The organism is Achromobacter sp. ACM02 (assembly GCF_014851605.1).
Taxonomy (GTDB): domain Bacteria; phylum Pseudomonadota; class Gammaproteobacteria; order Burkholderiales; family Burkholderiaceae_B; genus Achromobacter; species Achromobacter aegrifaciens.
In genome coordinates this window covers 414,134-432,986 of record NZ_JACUZY010000001.1, presented here as the reverse complement: position 1 = coordinate 432,986, position 18,853 = coordinate 414,134, and the positions used below count along the sequence as shown (strand labels likewise).

At 66.4% G+C, this 18,853-nt stretch carries 13 protein-coding genes; 7 read left to right on the top strand and 6 right to left on the bottom strand.

What is annotated here, in order from left to right; translation table 11 throughout:
- Nucleotides 1–89 precede the first annotated feature (89 nt).
- The 5 genes from IB258_RS01965 to IB258_RS01945 form a co-directional block, all read right to left on the bottom strand.
- Nucleotides 90–1,961, bottom strand: a complete 1,872-nt coding sequence (locus IB258_RS01965) for a PepSY domain-containing protein (protein WP_192352044.1) — start codon at nt 1,959–1,961, stop codon at nt 90–92.
- A gap of 70 nt (nt 1,962–2,031) precedes the next feature.
- Nucleotides 2,032–4,506, bottom strand: coding sequence for a TonB-dependent siderophore receptor (locus IB258_RS01960; protein WP_175180852.1), 2,475 nt, complete (start codon nt 4,504–4,506; stop codon nt 2,032–2,034).
- 120 nt (nt 4,507–4,626) lie between these two features.
- The gene (locus tag IB258_RS01955) at nt 4,627–5,679 is read right to left on the bottom strand and encodes a FecR family protein (RefSeq protein WP_192352043.1); all 1,053 of its coding nucleotides are present in this window, start codon (nt 5,677–5,679) and stop codon (nt 4,627–4,629) included.
- Between the two features lie 2 nt (nt 5,680–5,681).
- Nucleotides 5,682–6,344 (bottom strand): RNA polymerase sigma factor, encoded by a 663-nt coding sequence (locus tag IB258_RS01950; RefSeq protein ID WP_119451146.1) that lies wholly within the window; start codon nt 6,342–6,344, stop codon nt 5,682–5,684.
- Nucleotides 6,345–6,443: 99 nt separating this feature from the next.
- Complete coding sequence (locus IB258_RS01945; protein WP_054454766.1) at nt 6,444–6,911, bottom strand: YMGG-like glycine zipper-containing protein; 468 nt, start codon at nt 6,909–6,911, stop codon at nt 6,444–6,446.
- A 301-nt stretch (nt 6,912–7,212) separates the two neighbouring features.
- Here IB258_RS01945 and IB258_RS01940 point away from each other — a divergent pair, with 301 nt between their 5' ends.
- Complete coding sequence (locus IB258_RS01940) at nt 7,213–7,878, top strand: hypothetical protein (RefSeq protein WP_192352042.1); 666 nt, start codon at nt 7,213–7,215, stop codon at nt 7,876–7,878.
- A gap of 57 nt (nt 7,879–7,935) precedes the next feature.
- Here the strand turns inward: IB258_RS01940 and IB258_RS01935 are convergent, their stop codons facing one another.
- A complete protein-coding gene (locus IB258_RS01935) occupies nt 7,936–8,781 on the bottom strand; it encodes a DUF4189 domain-containing protein (RefSeq protein WP_192352041.1) in 846 nt (281 codons plus the stop codon).
- Between the two features lie 371 nt (nt 8,782–9,152).
- On the opposite strand from IB258_RS01935, the gene IB258_RS01930 reads away from it, so the two are divergent.
- From IB258_RS01930 to IB258_RS01905, 6 genes are all read left to right on the top strand, one after another.
- Nucleotides 9,153–9,716, top strand: a complete 564-nt coding sequence (locus IB258_RS01930; protein ID WP_054454773.1) for a hypothetical protein — start codon at nt 9,153–9,155, stop codon at nt 9,714–9,716.
- 14 nt (nt 9,717–9,730) lie between these two features.
- On the top strand, nt 9,731–10,504 hold the full coding sequence (locus IB258_RS01925; protein ID WP_192352040.1) for a hypothetical protein: 774 nt from the start codon (nt 9,731–9,733) through the stop codon (nt 10,502–10,504).
- Nucleotides 10,505–10,725: 221 nt separating this feature from the next.
- Entirely contained in the window at nt 10,726–11,403 is a 678-nt protein-coding gene (locus IB258_RS01920; RefSeq protein ID WP_054454776.1) for an N-acetylmuramoyl-L-alanine amidase, read from the top strand.
- A 104-nt stretch (nt 11,404–11,507) separates the two neighbouring features.
- A complete protein-coding gene (locus tag IB258_RS01915) occupies nt 11,508–12,674 on the top strand; it encodes an efflux RND transporter periplasmic adaptor subunit (protein WP_192352039.1) in 1,167 nt (388 codons plus the stop codon).
- The gene (locus IB258_RS01910) at nt 12,671–15,751 is read left to right on the top strand and encodes a multidrug efflux RND transporter permease subunit (protein WP_192352038.1); all 3,081 of its coding nucleotides are present in this window, start codon (nt 12,671–12,673) and stop codon (nt 15,749–15,751) included. The genes IB258_RS01915 and IB258_RS01910 overlap by 4 nt, the downstream gene beginning before the upstream one ends.
- Entirely contained in the window at nt 15,748–18,837 is a 3,090-nt protein-coding gene (locus IB258_RS01905) for an efflux RND transporter permease subunit (protein ID WP_175180847.1), read from the top strand. Before IB258_RS01910 ends, IB258_RS01905 begins: the two co-directional genes overlap by 4 nt.
- Nucleotides 18,838–18,853: the final 16 nt, after the last annotated feature.

Sequence of the window (18,853 nt, the reverse complement as noted above, 5' to 3'; positions counted from 1 at the left end):
TGCTGGAATTGATGCAGGCGCGGCTGGGTGCGATGGGCCGCCGTTCCTGACGTTTCCCATCGGTAGCCAACGGATAGCGCAACCCGCCCTTATGGGCGCAGACCGAGTACCAACGCGCCAGACGCCAGGCTGGCCACCGCGATCAGCGCCCAAGCACGTTGCGCGCTGCGGGCGCCGAACACGCCTACGCCGATCGCCGTGTATACGACAAAGCTCAAAAGCGTTCCGCCGAGCACGCCGGCAGCCGGCGAGACGCCGGCCCTGGCAGGCCACGCCAGCGCCAGGACCGACATCGCCAGGGCGGATAACAGGTAGCCGCCCGCTGCCGCAGCCATCACGCGGCTCGCGATTCCCCAGCGATAAACTGCATCATCGTGGCTGGCAGGAGGCGCTTTGCGCGACGGCGGCGCGGCGACCGCTGGCACGGCCTTCCAGCGCCGCCCCAGCGCATGAGCCATGCAGGCAAGCAGCAGGCCAAACCCGAGCGCAGTGATCTCCACTGCCGCCTGCGGCCATTCTCCCCGGGCTGCATAGGTCCATGCATGCCGGCCCGTCGTCACCCAGTTCAATAGCGGCAGCCCCAGGCAGAGCACGGCAGCCGCAGCCAGTTGCTCGATCCATGCGCTGCGCGGCGCGCGCAACAGCGCATGGACCAGGGTCGCGGCCCACACGGCGAAGAAAATGCGGATCTCCCAGGCGCTGCGTTCCGGCCAGGCGGCGGGGATCAGGCGGTTCCCGTAAAAGTAGGCGATGCTTGCCACGGCGACGCCCGCCAGCGCCGCCACGTTCAATGCCTCCACGCAACGGTAGACCCGCGCCGTGCCCCTCCCGAATTCATGCTCGCTCTTCTTGCGCCGCTTGATGGAGTACAGCAGCGTGCCGATGGCGATCATGGCGGTTCCCATCAGGCCGCTGAAGAAATACAGCCACTTGATGGTCCATCCGCCAAAGTCTGCCTTGTGCAGGGTTTCGATCGTCTCATGGACCTGCTTTGCTTCAAACCCCTCGTGATGAGCGGGCACGACCTGCAAGACCGCTCCGCTCGCGCCATCGAACACGACGCGGCTGGCATCTGTGAGCAGGCGCGGGGCGGCGCCGGCCAGGGGCTTGCGGCCGGACACCAGGACGATGCCTCGCGCATCGCCGCGACGCTCTATCGTGAGGCGCGCCGCTTCCTGCCCGGTCAGTTCGCGCGCGCGCGACAGCAACGGGTATAGATCCGGAACCCCGTCCAAACCCGGCCCCGCGATGCGCGGCACAGGCTGCGCTGGCGCAAGCTCGGCCTGGTAACGGCGATAGGCGCCGGCGTCTCCGCCATACGCCGCATGCAGCGGCCAGGGCATGTAACTGGTGTAGAAGAACGCCAGGCCCGTGTAGCCGATCATGAAGAGGAACGGCAGCGTCAGCACCGCCGTGGCGTTGTGCGCGTCCAGCCAGCTGCGCAGTCCCTTGCCCGGACGAAAAGTGAAAAAGTCCTTGAAGATGCGCTTGTGCACCACCACACCGGAGACCAGCGCGACCAGCATGCACATGGATATCCAGCCCACCAGCCAGTAGCCCGGCAAGCCGCCGTGCAAGGTGTAGTGGAAGGACATGAAATGCCGGCCGCCCTCGGTCTCGCGGATCTGGGGCGGCGGCTGCACCGCGCCCGTGCGCGAGTCCAGCCAGATCTCTTGGCGTGCGCCGTCGTCGGTGCGCCAGGAAAGTTGCGCCGGCCAGCCGGGCCGGACCGGCAGGGAGATGTCCCAGGCGGAAGCCGCCGCCGCGCGGGACGACAGCTCCTGCGTGGCGCGCGGCAGCCACTGCCGGGCGTCCACGGCCGCGGCGGCGGGATCGGCCGGCGGCCCTGCTTCCATCCAGCGCGTGATGGGTTCCCGGAACACGCTGAGCGTGCCGGTCAGGAAGATCGCGCACAGTAGCCAGCCGCAGGTCAGGCCGCACCAGGTGTGCAGCCATGACATGCTTTGGCGAAATCCCCCTTTCACAACCGGGTCCGCAGGCCGCCGTGATCATCGGCCGACACGCGGCCGGTCACAGCGTACCCCGCAAGGTCAGCATCACGTTGCGAGGCTCGCCGTAGTGGTTGCCGCGCCGGATCTGGCTGACCATGCCGTAGTAGTCCTTGTCGAACACGTTCGCCACGTTCAGGCTGGCGGACCAGTGCTTGTTGATGCGATAGCCCGCGCGCAGGTCCCACACCGCGCGGCCGGGCGCGCCCATCCGCACCGACATGTCGTCATAGGCCTTGTACGAGTAGCCGCTTTGCGCCGAGACGCCGCCGCCGACGCTGAAGGCGTTCCAGCGCCCCGGCAGCTGGTACGTGGTGGACAGGCGGAACAGATGGCGCGGGGTTTCCGCGCTGATCGTCTCGCCTTCGTCGTCGCGGCTGGTGACGTAGGTGTAGCCGGCCATCACTTGCCAACCCGGCGACAGTTCCCCGCTGGCTTCCAGTTCAAAGCCCTTGCTGCGCAGCGTCCCGCCGTTGCGATAGCAATTGGGCGAGGCCAGCGAACCCGGGCAGTTTCCGGGGGCAGACAAGTCCTCCACTGCGATGCCGGACTTCTTCACGGTGAATACCGCTGCGGATAGGTTCAAGCGTCCGTCGTAGAGTTCGCCCTTCACCCCCGCCTCGTAGTTGGCGCCGATGGACGGGTCCAGCGGCTTGCCCGAAGACGTTACGTAGGTGCTCTGCGGCTGGTAGGTGTCCGCATAACTGGTGTAGACCGACCATTGCTGGTCCAGGTCGTAGACCAGTCCGGCATAGGGCGTGAATTCATGCTTCTGCTCATAGTCCCGGGTTCTCGCGCCCGTCAGACCATCGTCGGACCGGTACTTCAGCCAGCTGAACTTGCCTCCCAGCAGCAAATGCAACGGGTCCGCCAATTGCAGGCGCATGCTGCCGTACAGGCTGGTCTGCTCCAAACGCGACGTTTCCTTGCTGCCCCACGCTGGACGCGTGGGCTCAGGAATGGAGGAATGGTCCGGGTCGTACACGTTGATGGGCGAGTCGCTGTCCAGATTCGCCGACTTCTGGTTGACGCGCTGGCGCGACCAGCTGGTGCCAAGCAGAATCTGGTGCGTGCCGCCCAGCGCCTGGAAACTGCCCGTGGTGTTCAGATCGATGCCATCGCTTTTCACGCTCGCATTGTTGAAATAGATGGTATAGAAGCTGGAACCCACGCCGGTCGCCCGATCCACGCCGCCGACCGGAATGGCCACGCGCTGGTCCAGGTCGACCTCGGTGTGATTGAGCGACAGGCGCACTTTCCAGTCCTTGTCGAGCCGGTGCTCGGCTTCGGCGAACACTTCGTTCACCTGGCCCTTCTGCCGGTTCCAATCCTGGATCAGCGAGGTCGAGCGCGAAACGTCCAGCGCGCCGCCGTCGGTATAGCGCGGCAGGCCGAACAACCAATAGCCGTCCGTATCGGTGGCCTGGTGGCGCGCCCCGAACGTCAGCGTCGTGTCGCGCCCGAGATCGGCGTCGATCACGCCGTAGACCAGGGGCGATTTCGACTTCGTGCCATCGTAGAAGTAATGGCGGTCCTGATAGGCGGTCACCAGGCGGCCGCGCACCGTGCCGGACTCGTTGAGCGGGCCGCCGCCATCGAGTTCCATGCGGTAGTTGTCCCAGGATCCCACCGTGGTGGAGCCCTCGAAATGGCCTTCGCCGCGCGGACGCTTGCGCACCATGTTGATCGCGCCGCTGGGATCCGCCGAGCCCAGCATCAAGCCGGCCGCGCCGCGCAGCACCTCCACCCGATCGAAGACGGCGGTGTCGATGGGCAGCCAGCCCACCGGGGCATAGACCACGCCGGCCACGCCGTCGACCAGGTAATTGCTGTCGTCCACCGTGAAGCCGCGGATCGAGAACTTGTGGTTGCCGAAGTTTCTTGCCGTCTTGGTCACGCCGGTGGTCTGCGCCAGCGCCTCGTCCAGCGTGGTCAGGTTCTTGTCGTCCAGCAGCTGGCGCGTGAGCACGCTGACCGATTGCGGCGTCTCTTTGACCGACTGTGTCATCTTGCTGATCGTGATGGCGTCGCTCGTGTATGAGCCGGTTCCTTCGGTGGTGGGATTGCCCACGCCGCTGCCGGTGACTGTCACCGACTGCAGCGTGACAGCGTCGCCCGAGGCTTGCCCGACCACCGTCAAGGTGTACACATTCGGCCTGGCGCTGTTCACACGCACGTTGCTACCGGACAGCAACTGGTCCAGCGCTTCCCGCGGCGTGTAACGGCCGTTGACCGCTGGCGAGCGTTTGCCCGCCACCACGGCCTCGTCGAACAGTACCTGATGCCGGGACTGCTCCGAAAACACCCTCAAGGCATGCTCCAGCGGCTGAGCCGGAATGCTGAAATCCACCTGCGACGCTTGCGGCTGCGCATGCACCGCAGCGGGCCATGCCAGCGCAGCCAGCGCGCCCGCCACCATCGCCGGCATCGCCCTGAGCTGCATGCCCGTCGTCAACGCGCCGCCAACAAGCGCGCCCTTCAACAATCCCCGTCCCATTCCCGCTCCATCGTTGTTGGCCGCTACCGGCCTTGCGGGAGTAAACGGATTCCGGGGCGGGATTGGGAACCCGCACACCACATGCGAATAAAAATAATTTTCAGGCAGGCGCCTGGACGCTCAGCGATCCAGGATCAGGTAGCCGCCGTCGGGCGCGCGCTTGACCTGCACCGGGAGCAGATCCGGCAAGGCTTCCAGGAATGCGGCGGGCGCATTGGTCGCGGCAAAGCCCGAGACCGGCAGGGACTTCAGGCCCGGGCTGGCCAGCGCCACCGGCTTGCCCAGGTACTGCGCGACTTCCTGGACCACTTCGCCCAGCGGCGTGCGCCGGTACACCAGACGGCCATTGCGCCACCCGCCCACGCCGTCCGGCACCGCCGCCACTGCCTGATAGGTGGCGTTTCGCGCATCCACGGTCACGCCTTGTTCGGCGTTCAGCGACAATTCCGGCGTGGCCTTGTCGCGATCGGGCTGCACACGCACACGGCCGTGCGACACCTTGACGACGACCTGATCCGGGGTGTTGCGCACATTGAAGGCCGTGCCCACCACGGTGATCCGGCTTTGCCGTGCATCGACGGTGAACGGACGGCTGGTATCCGGCGCCACGTCAAAGAACCCTTCGCCCTGGTTCAGCACCAGCTCGCGGCGCCGCGGGTAGTAGCGGACCTCCAGCGTGCTGCCGAAATTCAGCGCGACATGGGAGCCGTCGGGCAGGTCCAGCTGACGCACCTCTCCCGCCGCCGTGTTCACGTTCAACACATAACCGGGCGTGTTGTCCCAGCGATACCAACCGTAGCCGCCGCCCACGACCAGCGCCGCACAGGCGGCGGCGAAGGTCTTCGAAAAGACGGGTTGCCCCAGCAGCGCGCCCCAGAAACGCGGCTGGGTGGAGGCCTTCCACGAGGCGCGTCGCGGCAAGCGCGGGGATGGACGGCTGGCCGCCTGCGCGTCGCGGGCCAAGACGGGGCGAGGCGCCTGCGACAGGTCATCCCAGGTTCGCGATACCCGCGAATAGGCCTGCCGATGCGCGGGCTGGGCGGCCAGCCAGGCATGCAATTCCTGCTCATCAGCGTCCGACCAGCTGGCGTCCTGGCGACGCACCAGCCATTCAGCCGCCGCTTCGTGCAAGGCGAGCGTGTCCGGCGAGGCAGAGGAAGACGGTTCGGTCATGACTAGGCGGAGTCGCTATTGTTGTTCTTGTCCAGGCCGGCGTCATCGCCAGCGGGCCGATGCAATTGCTGCATCTGGGCAACCGTAGCATAGTGCACGCGGACCTCGCAGTAAGCGATTGCCCGCGCCAGATGCTTGACCACCATGCGCCGCGATATCTGCATGCGGGCGGCGACTTCGTCCTGTGTCAATCCATCGAAACGGCTCAGCACAAAGGCTTCGCGCTGGCGTTCGGGGAGTTCCTGCAAGGCCTCGCCCAGGCGCGCCAACCGTTGCTGATGCGCGGCAGCGCGCATGGGACATGAAGCATCGCCCGCCGCCAGGGCCCGCACGCCCTCTTCCGCTTCATCGAGCGACACGGTCTGCAGGCGCCGCCCCGCCTTGCGCTCGCGGAATTCGTCCGCCACGCCGTTCAATACCGTCCTGCGCAGGTATGCGCCCTGCTCATCGGAAGAATCCAGCGCGGGATTGGCCGCCACCCATTTGACGACGCCATCGTGCAGCGCGTCCTCGGCGCTGCCGATGCTGCCCTTGAAGCGGGCCAGGCCGCGCATGAGCGGCAAGCGCCAGCGCGCATAGGCTTTGGCGATCGCGCTGGAATTTCCGTTCTGGTCGTCGGCGGATGCGGGCGTCGTGTCGGACGCCAGCAAAGGGTTGCGGCTCATGCGGCGCGGGTCGGTTGAAAGTGGCCGGATTGTACTGAGATTTATTCTCAGTCGCAATGCAGCGCACCCCCAGCCCGTTCACCGGTCAACCCTCGCGCCTCACGGCGCCACTTGATACCCGCGCTGCTGCATGCAATTGCTATATGTAGAGGCCGCTGCCGCATTCTGTTGCGACGCTTCGGCGCGATCCTGGCGGCGGTCCTGGCGTTGCCGCGAACCGCCCACGACCATCCCCGCCGCCGCCGCGTCTTTCGCCTGGTTCTGCCGGTACTGCTGCTTGGCATCGTCGCTCATCCGGTCATAGACCTCCTCGTGCTGATTGCCGCGCACGCTGGCTGCCGCCGCACCCGCAGCCGCGCCCGCAGCGGCGCCACGGACCCGTCCGCCGGATTTAGGATCGTTCGTGCTGGTGCTGGCGCCGCTGCCTGCCAGAGCCTGGCATGCGCTGATGTCCTGCTGGGTGGTTTGGGGCGATTGCCCTTTGAGCGGGGTTACCGTCTGTGCGGTGGCGCACAGGCAGAACAAGGAAAGAAGCGTCGCGGTACAGGGGTGTATGGACTTTTTCATGAAAAACTCCATTGAAGACAAGAAACCCACCACCTTCGAGTTTAGCGCCGCACATCGAAGCCAGCCCAGGAACTGCGCAGCGAAATCCTATGCCAAATGCCTGATTAACGCTGAAACCGCTTGATTGATGAACGGATTTGGCATTCCGGCAAGCTGGAACAATGCGGGGCGCGACCTGGAGCGGATTGGAATATTGAAGCAGGCAGCCTTGCTGCACGTAAGCACTTCAGTAGTGTGAGCAATAGATCAAGCGCAGCTTCGCCGCTCCTTTTGGCCATCCATTTCCAGGCACCCACGGACCGTGACAAGCAACAATCTACGAGAGATTATTCATTCGCTACGCGAACGGCTGACCACCGGCAGACTCGGCGCCGGCATCGTCAGTTCGATGACTGGCAAGCTTGCCGCTGCCGGATACGAATACGACGTGGCCCGGTTTCCCGCGCTTCCTTCCAACCACGCCTGGCCCACCGATTTGCAGGACGCTCCGCAATCCCTGGCTGAGGCCCTGCTGTGGAAAATGGGCAAGTGGGAAGTCTATAGATCGTTCGTCGGATATGTCGCCGATGCCAACAGCGCGCCAAAGACCACCGACGTTGTTTTCTACGCGTTCGCAAAGCATCTTGCGAATTCATCCCGGCCCATCTACGACCAGCACGCCCTGCGCGCGCTCTGGGCCATCGACAGCAGCATGACCCATGGCCAGATCGGACTATGCCGCAGCCTCCTGGCCACTAGGGATGGAAAATGGAAAACCTCGGCCAGCGGCGCAAGCACGTCCGAGGGATATCAACTCTATCTTGATCGCGTGGAGCGGATCCGCGATGAGAGCCTGACTCTGGATGCGCTCGACAAATTGCTGATGCCGCTGGGGCAGGCCCTGAAGCAACACACCGCAGACCGGGCCGACAAAGAGCGCACCACGCACATCACCGAGTTCAACCGGCTCGCCGGTCTTGCAGAGTGACGCCACGCGCCGCCGCATGACATGCCTGGACGCCCCACGGCCTCCAGGCCCCGGGGCTTAATTCGCCTTCTCGTCCTCGCCCTTGTAACCGCTGATATAAGCCCGCCCCGAGCAGCGCACGAAGGCCACGCAGGTCAGGCCGCCACTCTTGGCGTCGCAGATGGCGCGCGCTTCGTTGCGCGCGGCCACGGGGTCGGGATTCTTCGCGGTAAAGCTGGTGCCGCGGCCCTTGCTGCCCTTGCCCCAGGCCATGCCGACGCAGGTGTCGGTATAGGTGAGCACCGTGCGGCAGCCCACGCAGTCTTCCCACTTGAGCAAGGCGTCGACCGCTTCCTTCTCGCTCGGATAGCCATCGGCATAGGTCAGCTGGCCCGAGTCCTTCTCGGCCACGGAGCCCCAATAGCCGCGCGAATCCAGCTTGGCCGACAGGGCTTCGAGCTGGGCGGGCGTGGCGGTGTCGGGCGCCTTCAGGTCGGCTTCGCTGTAGCCCGGGCCGACGCACAGGGGCATGACGGCAAGCTTGCACTTGCCGTCGGCGCTGTCGTTGGTGCAGGTGCGGATGGCCTTCTTCGCGGCGACCTCCGACGACACGCTGGCGCCCCAGAACAGGTCGCCGCGCGAATTGCGCGAGAACGCCACGCAGCTGTCGGAGAATGAGGTGACGCTCTTGCAGCCCTTGCGCCCGGCCTTGTTGCACTTGGCCAGCGCGGCGTCCTGCGCTTCCTTGGTGGAGGTTTCGGGCATGACCCAATACAGCTTGGCGTGCGCTTCGTCGGTGGCCACGGCGCCGTACAGCGTGTCGGCGTGCGCCGCTGGGGCAGCCAAGCCCAGCGCCAGCGCGCCTGCGCCGGCCAATGCGGCCACGGTGGAACGGAACTGAACGAGCAATCGCGCGAGCATCATGGGTGTGCAATATCCAGTGGTTGTGGCGCCGTGCGCCTCGCGATCTGCCATCGCCAAGGCGCCCCCGGGGCGCAGAAACGCGCGGATCGTAGCACGTTACAGTTTGTCTTCCTCTCCCCGCTTTCTCACGTTTCCAGGTATTACGTAACCAATTTTTCAGCGGGAGAAAGCCGATGCGCCACTATTTTTTCGTTAACATTCTGCCCTCGCAGCGCAGCGTCAGACGACCGCCTGCAGGTGTACGCCGCACTGCCCAGTGCTCGGGCGCCGCGATACGACTAGTCACGAAACGAAACTAAAACAAGACAAAATCTTGCGGCCGCTGAATTATGTTCCGGCACGCCGGATCTTTGAGGGAGCTAGGGCTCAGCATGAATAAATCGCGACTCCGTTCGACCTGGTTGCTGGGCCGCGCCCTGCCGGCGGCCCTGGTCCTTGCCGCCTTGGCCGGCTGCGCGCCGATGCCCACGGGCGGCAGTTCCACGCTGCCCTCGCTGACCAACATCTTTTCGTCCGGGCTGTCGTTCTCGCCCAGCGTGAACGTGGCCAAGAACATGAAGGGCCGTCCGGTCGGCGACGCCATCACGGCGCTGGGCGAACCGTCGAAGAAGCGCGGCGTGGGCAACACGATGGAGCTCATCTGGTCGGACTACCAGACCGCGCCCTACACCGAATGGGTCTCGACCGGCACCTCCCAGCAGGTGGTGGGCATGATCCCGGCCACCTCGACCAGCGCCGCGACCCCCGTCTTCCAGAACACCAACCACGGCTATTACAACAACCGCACCAAGGTCTACGAATGCACCGTGGTGATGCGCATGCAGAACAGCGTCATCATCGACAGCCAGGTGGACGGCAATGTCTGCCCCGAATTCATCGCCGCGCTGCGCAAGTGGGCGGGCGAGCGTGAAGCCAACAACTACCGCAGCAATTAAGGCAGCGCCCCCTCTTGTCGAACAAACTCGGAGCCCGCCATTTCCTCGCGGCGACGGCTGACGCCATGCGCCAGCAGGGCCGCGCCATGCTGGCCGCGGCCCCCTGGTCGCTGGCGCTATTCATCCTGTCGCTGCCTTTCGCCTTGCTGATCACCAACCTGTTTCCGTACGGGAATGGGCTGTTCATGGCGCTGGCGCTGATCAACCTGATTGCGTTGGCGCGCATGACCTGCGCCTGGCATCGCGTCGTCCAGCCGGCGGACTTGACGGACGTCGGCGCCACCCGCGGCAGCGCGGCGCAGGCCCGTCATCTGGCGTTGCTCTGCGCGCTCGTTATTGCAGGCACTGCGATGGCCCGCGCCACCGGGGACCTGCCCTATGTGATCTACATGGTGCTGGCGGGATCGAATGACGCCGTGTTCTGGAGCGTCTTGTGCGCCGCGCTGGCGCTGATCTGGGTGCCCACGCTGTACACGCTGGCAATGTATGGACTGAGCCTGCCGCGCGCGGCGGTAGCCGGCGAGTACCGTTTCCACGCCGCGCGCGCCGCCATGCCGTACAAGCCCTGGCCGCTGATGCTGGCGCTGCTCATGTTGATCGCGGCGGCCGGCCATGCCGGCTACATCCTGGGCATGCTCGCGTACGGCTACCCGGACGTTGGACTGGCGCGGGCAGCGATGAGCGCACTGCTCTGCGTCCCGCTCGTGTTTGTGGTGGCAACGATGTATGCGGTTGCCTATCGCGATTCCTGCGAACCGGCTGCGCGGACACTCTCCAGCCGTTCTTGAGCCCGAGTGCAGGCCGTCCAACGAGGCGTGAAGCACGTCTTTTGCTCCCATGCCCTAGTCCAGATCCGACGATCGCGGATACTCGATTTGGAGTATTGCCCGGCCACGCCAGAACTGCAAAAGTCGCTGACAGCGGTTCCCGGGCCACCGCGTCGTCGATCATGATGCCGCAGGCCCCTCCCCCAAGTACTTATGAGCACGAGGAATCAGGAGGTGTCGCCATGGACCCCAAGAGTTTTCATTTCCTGCTTCCAGCGGACAAGCGCCCGTCATTCAGCCCGCTGAACGAGGAGGTACACCCCGACTTCCCCTGGCTGACCGCGAATCGCGCTCGGTCGCGCGGAGCGGACGTCTTCGCGGTCATCGACACGATCGTGATCCACGCCACGGCGGGTTATGCCACGCAGCACGCCATTGACAACTGGAAAGTCAGAAAGGCGAGCGCCCACTGGATCGTCCCGGATGAAGACGAGCCGCAGCATGGCCACTTCGTCTGGTCCGTGGTCGCCGAAGCCAAGGCGGCATTCCATGTCGGGGACGTCAACTACGCGCCGCATCTGGGCCAGGGTCCGAACGTCAACAACCGCAGCCTGGGGATCGAGATCGTCAACACCCAGGATGTCCAGAATTACAAGGACCCCTATTCGGCTTGGCAAATCGAAGCGACGGCCCGGATCATCACCTATGCCTGGAGCAAGTATCCGAACCTGAAGCATGTCATTTCGCATGCCAAGCTGGACCCGAATCGCCGATCGGATCCCGGAATCAACTTTCCCTGGTCCAAGCTGGAGAATCTGGTGTTGTCCCATACTGCGGTAGCGCAACGGAACCCGCTTGTGTTTGCCGCCTATGCCGGCGCGCCGCGAGCCGATTATCCGGGGAACTGCTGCGGGCCCTGATCGCGAAGCCGCTCGAAGCTGACATTTCACTGACTTAAAAACGCGAATAGTTTTTATTCATATAGAATCCGGACTGTCCGTAACCCCATAGCCTGGCAGTCCCGATGTCCCTGCCCCTTTCCACGGGCCCTCATTTCCCACGCAAACGCCTGGTCCTGATCGCCGCCGCGCTGGTCATATTGGCTGCCCTGGCGCTCTGGTACGTCGGGTCCAAGGGCACACCCGCCGCGCGTCCGCCCGAGTATGGGCAGATCCCTGTCGCCGTCGCGATCGAGGCTGCCAGCGCCGGTCCGCTGCAGCGCGACCTGCATGCGCTTGGCACCATCACGCCCCTGGCGCAGGTGACCCTGCGCAGCCAGGTCGATGGCGAACTGCTGAAGCTGCATTTCACTGAAGGCCAGGCCGTGACGCGCGGCCAGTTGCTGGCGGAGATCGATGCGCGCCCCTATCTTGCGGCACTGGCCGCGGCCGAAGGCGAACTGGCGCGCACCCAGGCGCTGCTGGAGAACGCCGAGGCCGATCTGCAGCGCTACCGCAAGCTGGCGCGCCAGGAAGCGGTGTCGGGTCAGCAATTGGATACCGCCGAAGCCCAGGTGCGCGCCTATGCGGCCCAGCAGCTACGCAACCAGGCCCAGGTGGCCGATGCCCGGCGCCTGCTGGACCACACCCGTATCGTTGCGCCCCACGACGGCCGCATCGGGCTGCGCCGCATCGATGCCGGCAATCACGTGCGCGCGGCCGACGCCGACGGCCTGACCACGCTGGTCCAGACCCGGCCGATCTCGGCGCTCTTCAGCATTTCCGAAACGCGCCTGGACATCCTGCGCCAGGCCCAGGCGCGCGACGCCGCGCTGCGGGTCCAGGCCTGGGACGCGGACGACCGCCGTCTGCTGGCCGAAGGCACTTTGGAGGCGCTGGACAACCGCATCCAGGCCGCCAGCGGCACCGTCCGGCTACGCGCGCGCTTCGCCAACGCCGACGAATCGCTGTTTCCGAACCAGTTCGTGAACATCCGGCTGGCGGTGGTACAGCAGGACAACGTCATTTCCATTCCCACGGCCGCGGTGCAGTACGGCTCCGAGGGCGCCTTCGTGTTCGTGATCGGCGAGGACACGCGCGCCACGCGCCGCGTGCTGGAGCTGGGCCCGGCCAACGCTGGCCGCATCGTGGTGCAGGCCGGCCTGGCCGAAGGCGAACGCGTGGTGGTCGAAGGCGTGGACCGCCTGCACGACGGCCGCGACGTGCAAATTGTCGAATCGCAGAAATCATGAGCCTGTCGCGCCCCTTCATCCTGCGCCCCGTCGCCACGTCCTTCCTGATGATCGCCCTGCTGCTGTCGGGCATCCTGGCGTGGCGCATGTTGCCCGTGGCGGCGCTGCCGCAGGTGGATTACCCCATCATCCAGGTGACCACGCAGTACCCCGGCGCCAGTCCGAACGTGACGGCGCGCACCGTCACCGCGCCGCTGGAACGGCGCTTCGGGCAGATACCGGGCCTGAAGCAGATGTCCTCCACCAGCGGCAGCGGCATCTCTGTGATCACGCTGCAATTCGCGTTGGACGTGTCGCTGGGCGTGGCCGAGCAGGAAGTCCAGGCGGCCATCAGCGCCAGCGGCGCGCTGCTGCCTAATGACCTGCCGACGCCGCCCGTGTACCGCAAGGTCAACCCCGCCGACGTGCCTATCCTGACGCTGGCGGTAACGTCGGATTCCCTGCCCTTGCCCCAGGTCTACGACCTGGTCGACACCCGCATGACGCAGCGCCTGTCGCAGTTGTCCGGCGTGGGCATGGTCAGCCTGGCGGGCGGCCAGCGGCCGGCGGTGCGGGTGCAGGTCAATCCCATGGCGCTGGCCGCGCGCGGCCTGCAGCTGGCCGACGTGCAGGAAGCCATCAGCAAGGCCAATTCGAACCAGCCCAAGGGCAGCTTCGACGGGCCGGTGCGCTCGGTCATCATGGACGCCAACGACCAGCTGCAAAGCGCCGAGGAATACCGCGAGCTGATCGTGGCCTGGCGCAACGGCGCGCCGGTGCGGCTGGGCCAGGTCGCCACGGTCGAGGACGGCGCTGAAGACCGCTATCTGGCCGCCTGGGTCGACAAGCAGCCGGCCGTGCTGGTCAATATCCAGCGCCAGCCGGGCGCCAACGTCATCGCCGTGGCCGACCAGGTCAAGGCGCTGCTGCCGCAACTGACGGCCAGCCTGCCCGCCGCCGCGCAGGTCCGCGTGCTGACGGACCGCACCGAGAGCATCCGCGCATCGGTGCGCGGCGTGCAATGGGAACTGGCCTTCGCCGTGGGCCTGGTGGTGCTGGTGACGTTCCTGTTCCTGCGCAACCTGCCCGCCACGCTGATCCCCAGCCTGGCGGTCCCCTTGTCCCTGATCGGCACCTTCGGCTTCATGCATCTGGCGGGCTTCTCCACCAACAACCTGACGCTGATGGCCCTGACGATAGGCGCGGGCTTCGTGGTGGACGACGCCATCGTGATGCTGGAAAACATTGCGCGCTACCGCGAGCAAGGCCACAGCCCCATGTCGGCCGCGCTCAAGGGCGCCGGCCAGATCGGCTTCACGCTGGTGTCCCTGACGCTGTCGCTGATCGCCGTGCTGATTCCGCTGCTGTTCATGGAAGACGTGGTGGGCCGTCTGTTCCGCGAGTTCGCGGTGACGCTGGCGGTCGCCATCCTGATATCGCTGGCGGTGTCGCTGACGCTGACGCCGATGATGTGCGCGCGGCTGCTGCCCGCGCACGAAGCGACGCGCCCGGGGCTGCTGGACCGCATCCAGGCCGGCTACGCCCGTTGGCTGGACCTGACCTTGCGCCATCAACGGCTGACGCTGGCCGTGATGCTGGCGACGGTGGCGCTGACCGGGCTGCTGTACCTGGCCGTACCCAAGGGCTTCTTCCCGACCCAGGACGGCGGCACGCTGCAAGGGGTCACGCAATCGTCCCAGAGCACCTCGTTCGACGCCATGTCGCGGCGCCAGCAGGCGGTGGCCGAGACACTGCTGGCCGACCCCGACGTGGCCAGCCTGTCGTCCTTCATCGGCATCGACGGCATGAACACCACCTTGAATACCGGCCGCTTGCTGATCAACCTGAAACCCTGGTCGGACCGCAGCGCGCCGCTGGCGGACATCATGGCGCGGCTGGATGCGCGCGCGCGCGAGGTCCAGGGCATCTCGCTCTATCTGCAGCCGGTGCAGGAACTCAACATCGAGGACCGCGTGAGCCGCGGCCAGTACCAGTTCACGCTGACCTCCCCCGACAGCACGCTGTTGGCGCGCTGGACCCATGCCCTGACCGAACGCCTGGCGCAGTCGCCCGCGCTGGCCGACGTTTCCACCGACCTGCAAGGCGACGGCCGCCAGGCCTACCTGCAGGTCTCTCGCGACGCCGCCGCCCGCCTGGGCGTGACGATGGACGACGTGGCGCAGACCCTCTACAACGCCTTTGGGCAGCGCCAGGTGGCCACCCTGTTCACGCAGTCCAACCAGTACCGGGTCGTGCTGGAAGTGGACCGCAAGCTGGCGCTGAACCCGGACGCGCTGGAACGCATCCATCTGCAGACCGAGGACGGCCAGGCGATCCCGCTGTCGGCGCTGGCCACCGTCAGCGAACGCGCGGCGCCGCTGGCCGTGAACCACTTGTCGCAGTTCCCCGCGGTCAATCTGTCCTTCAACCTGCCCGCCGGCGGCTCCCTGGGAGAGGCCATCGCAGCGATCGAATCGGCGCGGCAGGAGATCGGCATGCCGGTCAGCGTGGAGCTGCGCTTGCAGGGGGCTGCCGCGGCGTTCCAGGCCTCGCTGTCGAACACGCTGTGGCTGATGCTGGCCGCGGTGGTCACCATGTACCTGGTGCTGGGCATGCTGTATGAAAGCGCCATCCACCCGGTGACCATCCTGTCCACCCTGCCCTCGGCCGCGGTGGGCGCCTTCCTGGCGCTGCTGCTTACCGGGCGTCCGCTGGACCTGATCGCCGTCATCGGCATCATCCTGCTGATCGGGCTGGTGAAGAAGAACGGCATCATGATGGTGGACTTTGCCCTGGAGGCAGAACGCTCGCGCGGCCTGGCGCCGCAGGCCGCCATCCGCGAAGCCGCGCTGCTGCGCCTGCGTCCCATTCTGATGACGACGCTGGCCGCGCTGTTCGGCGCGCTGCCGTTGATGCTGGCCACGGGCTCGGGCGCGGAACTGCGCCAACCGCTGGGCTGGGTCATGGTGGGCGGGCTGCTGGTCAGCCAGGTGCTGACCCTGTTCACCACGCCCGCCGTGTACCTGTTCTTCCACCGTCTGGGCCAGCGCCGCGGCGCCGCAGCCGCCAAACCCGGGGTTGAAGGCCCCGCGCCATGATCCGCGCCTTGCTGCACCGCCCGACCGCCTGCATCTTCCTGGCGATCGCGCTGACCCTGCTGGGCGCGGTCGCGTGGCGGCTGCTGCCGGTTGCGCCCCTGCCCCAGGTCGACTTTCCCACCATCGAGGTGCGCGCCGAACTGCCGGGCGCCAGTCCAGAAAGCATGGCCAGCACCGTGGCCGCGCCGCTGGAGCGCGCGCTGGGCAGCATCGCGGGCGTCAGCGCCATGACGTCCTCCAGCAACCAGGGCGCGACCCGCGTACAGCTGCAGTTCGACCTGGATCGCGACATCAACGAGGCCGCGCGCGACGTGCAGGCGGCCATCAACGCGGCCCGCGCCGAGTTGCCCGCCGGCATGCCGGGCAATCCCAGCTATCGCAAGGTCAACCCGTCCCAGGCGCCCATCATGGCGCTGGCGCTCAGTTCGCCCACCCGTCCCGCGGGCGAACTCTACGACCTGGGCTCGACCGTGCTGGCGCAGAAGATATCGCAGATCAACGGCGTGGGCGAAGTGACCATGGGCGGCAGCTCCCTGCCCGCGGTGCGCGTACAGGTCAATTCCAACGCCCTGGCCCACTATGGCGTGGCGCTGGATGAAGTGCGCCAGGCCATCGCCGACGCCGCGCCCATGCGGCCGCAAGGCCAGCTGGATTCCGCCAGCCGGCGCTGGGAAGTCGGTACGCCCGAACAACCCCGCGCCGCGGGGGACTACGAAAGCCTGATCGTGCGCCACCAGGACGGCGCCGTGATCCGGCTGTCGCAGATCGCACGCGTCAGCGATTCCGTCGAAAACCGCTACAGCAGCGGCTTTCACAACCGCAACCCGGCCGTGGTCCTGACAATCAGCCGCCAGCCCGGTTCGAACATCATCGAAACCATAGGCGCCATCAACCAGGCCCTGCCCGGCCTGCGCGCGCTGATGCCGGCCGACGTGGACCTGACCGTGGCGCTGGACCGCTCGCCTGGCATCAACGCCACCTTGCGCGAAGCGCACATCACGCTGGGGCTGGCCACCGCTCTGGTGATCCTGGTGGTGTGGGCGTTCCTGGGCAATGCACGGGCCGCGGCCATTCCCAGCGTGGCGATTCCGGTGTGCCTGATCGCCACCTTCGCCGTCATGTACCTGTGGGGTTTTTCGCTGAACAATCTGTCGCTGATGGCGCTGATCGTCGCGGCCGGCCTGGTGGTGGACGATGCCATCGTGGTGCTGGAGAACATCTCGCGCCATATCGAGCGCGGCCTCTCGCCGCGCAAGGCCGCGCTGCGCGGCGTGCGCGAAGTAGGCTTCACGCTGGTGGCCATGACCGTGGCGCTGAGCGTGGTTTTCGTATCCATCCTGTTCATGGGCGGCCTGGTCGAGCGGCTGTTCCGCGAGTTCTCCATCACCCTGGTCGCCGCCACCGTCATCTCGCTGGTGGTCTCGGTCGCCATCATCCCCAGCCTGTGCGCCCGCTGGCTCAGGCCCGCCGTTCCCGCCGCGCACACGGCGAACGCGCGTCCATCGCGCATGCAGGCGATCTTCGAACGCCTGCATGCCTGGTATGGCAACACCCTGTGGCGAGTGCTGGGCCATGCCCGCCTGACGCTATTGCTGCTGGCCGGCGTGGTGGGGCTGAATGTCTACCTGTACGTGCAGGCGCCAAAGGGCTTCCTGCCGGTGCAGGACACCGGCCAGTTGGTGGGCTTCGTGCGCGGCGACGACGGCTTCTCGTTCCAGGTCATGCAGCCCAAGATCGACCAGTACCGCCAACTGGTGCTGAAGCATCCGGCGGTGCAGGACGTCATCGGCTACAACGGCGGCAGCCTGGGCATCAGCAATTCCCTGTTCCTGATCCGCCTGAAGCCCGCCGCCGAACGCCAGGAATCGTCGACCGAGGTCATCAACTGGCTGCGCACCAATGCGCCGGCAGTGCCGGGCGGCATGTTCTTCCTGAACGTGGACCAGGACCTGCGCATGCCCGGCGGGTTCGGTAATTCGGGCGACCATGAACTGGCCATCATGGCCAGCGACGTGCCGGCGCTGCGGCAATGGTCGCGCAAGATCTCCAAGGCCATGCAGGAGATCCCCGAACTGCGCGACGTCGACGCGGAAGGCGACGGCGCCACCCAGCAGGTCGTGATCGACATAGACCGCGCCGCCGCGCAGCGCCTGGGCGTGGACATGGGCACCATCAGCAGCGTGCTCAGCAACTCGTTCAGCCAGCGCCAGGTCGCCACGCTGTACGACGCCATGAACCAGTACCGCGTGGTGCTGGAGCTGGACCCGCGCTACACCGAGGACCCCGAGGTGCTGGAGCAGGTGCAGGTGGTCGCCGCCGACGGCACGCGCGTGCCGCTGACGGCCTTCGCCACCTATGACTACGGCCTGGTGAACGACCGCGTGTTCCATGATGGCCTGTTCGCCGCCGTGGGCGTGGGCTTTTCACTGGCCGAGGGCGTATCGCTGCAACAGGCCCTGGCCGCCATCGACAAGACCATGGCCGAGCTGATGGTGCCCTCGTACATCCAGACCCGCCTGGGCGGCGATGCGCGCAACTTCCAGCAAAGCCTTCAGGACCAGCCCTGGCTGATCCTGGCGGTGCTGGTCGCGATCTACCTGGTGCTGGGCATCCTGTACGAAAGCCCGCTGCATCCGCTCACCATCCTGTCGACCTTGCCGTCCGCCGGCGTGGGCGCGCTGCTGGCGCTGCGCCTGGCCGGCATCGAATTCACGCTGATCGCGCTCTTGGGACTGTTCCTGCTGGTGGGCATCGTCATGAAGAACGCCATCCTGATGATCGACTTCGCGCTCAGCCTGGAACGGCGCGAAGGGCTCACGCCGGAACAGGCCATCCACCGCGCCGCCATGCTGCGGCTGCGGCCCATCGTCATGACCAACCTGGCGGGGCTGCTGGGCGCCCTGCCCCTGGTGCTGGGTATGGGCGAAGGCTCCGAGCTGCGCCGCCCGCTGGGCATCGCCATCGTCGGCGGGCTGATGATCAGCCAGTTCTTGACGCTGTACACCACGCCGATCGTGTATCTGGCGCTGGAGAGGCTGCGGTTGAAGTGGAAGGCTGGCCGGCTGCGTCCTGGCCCCGAGGCCTGAAGCAGGGGCCAGCCTG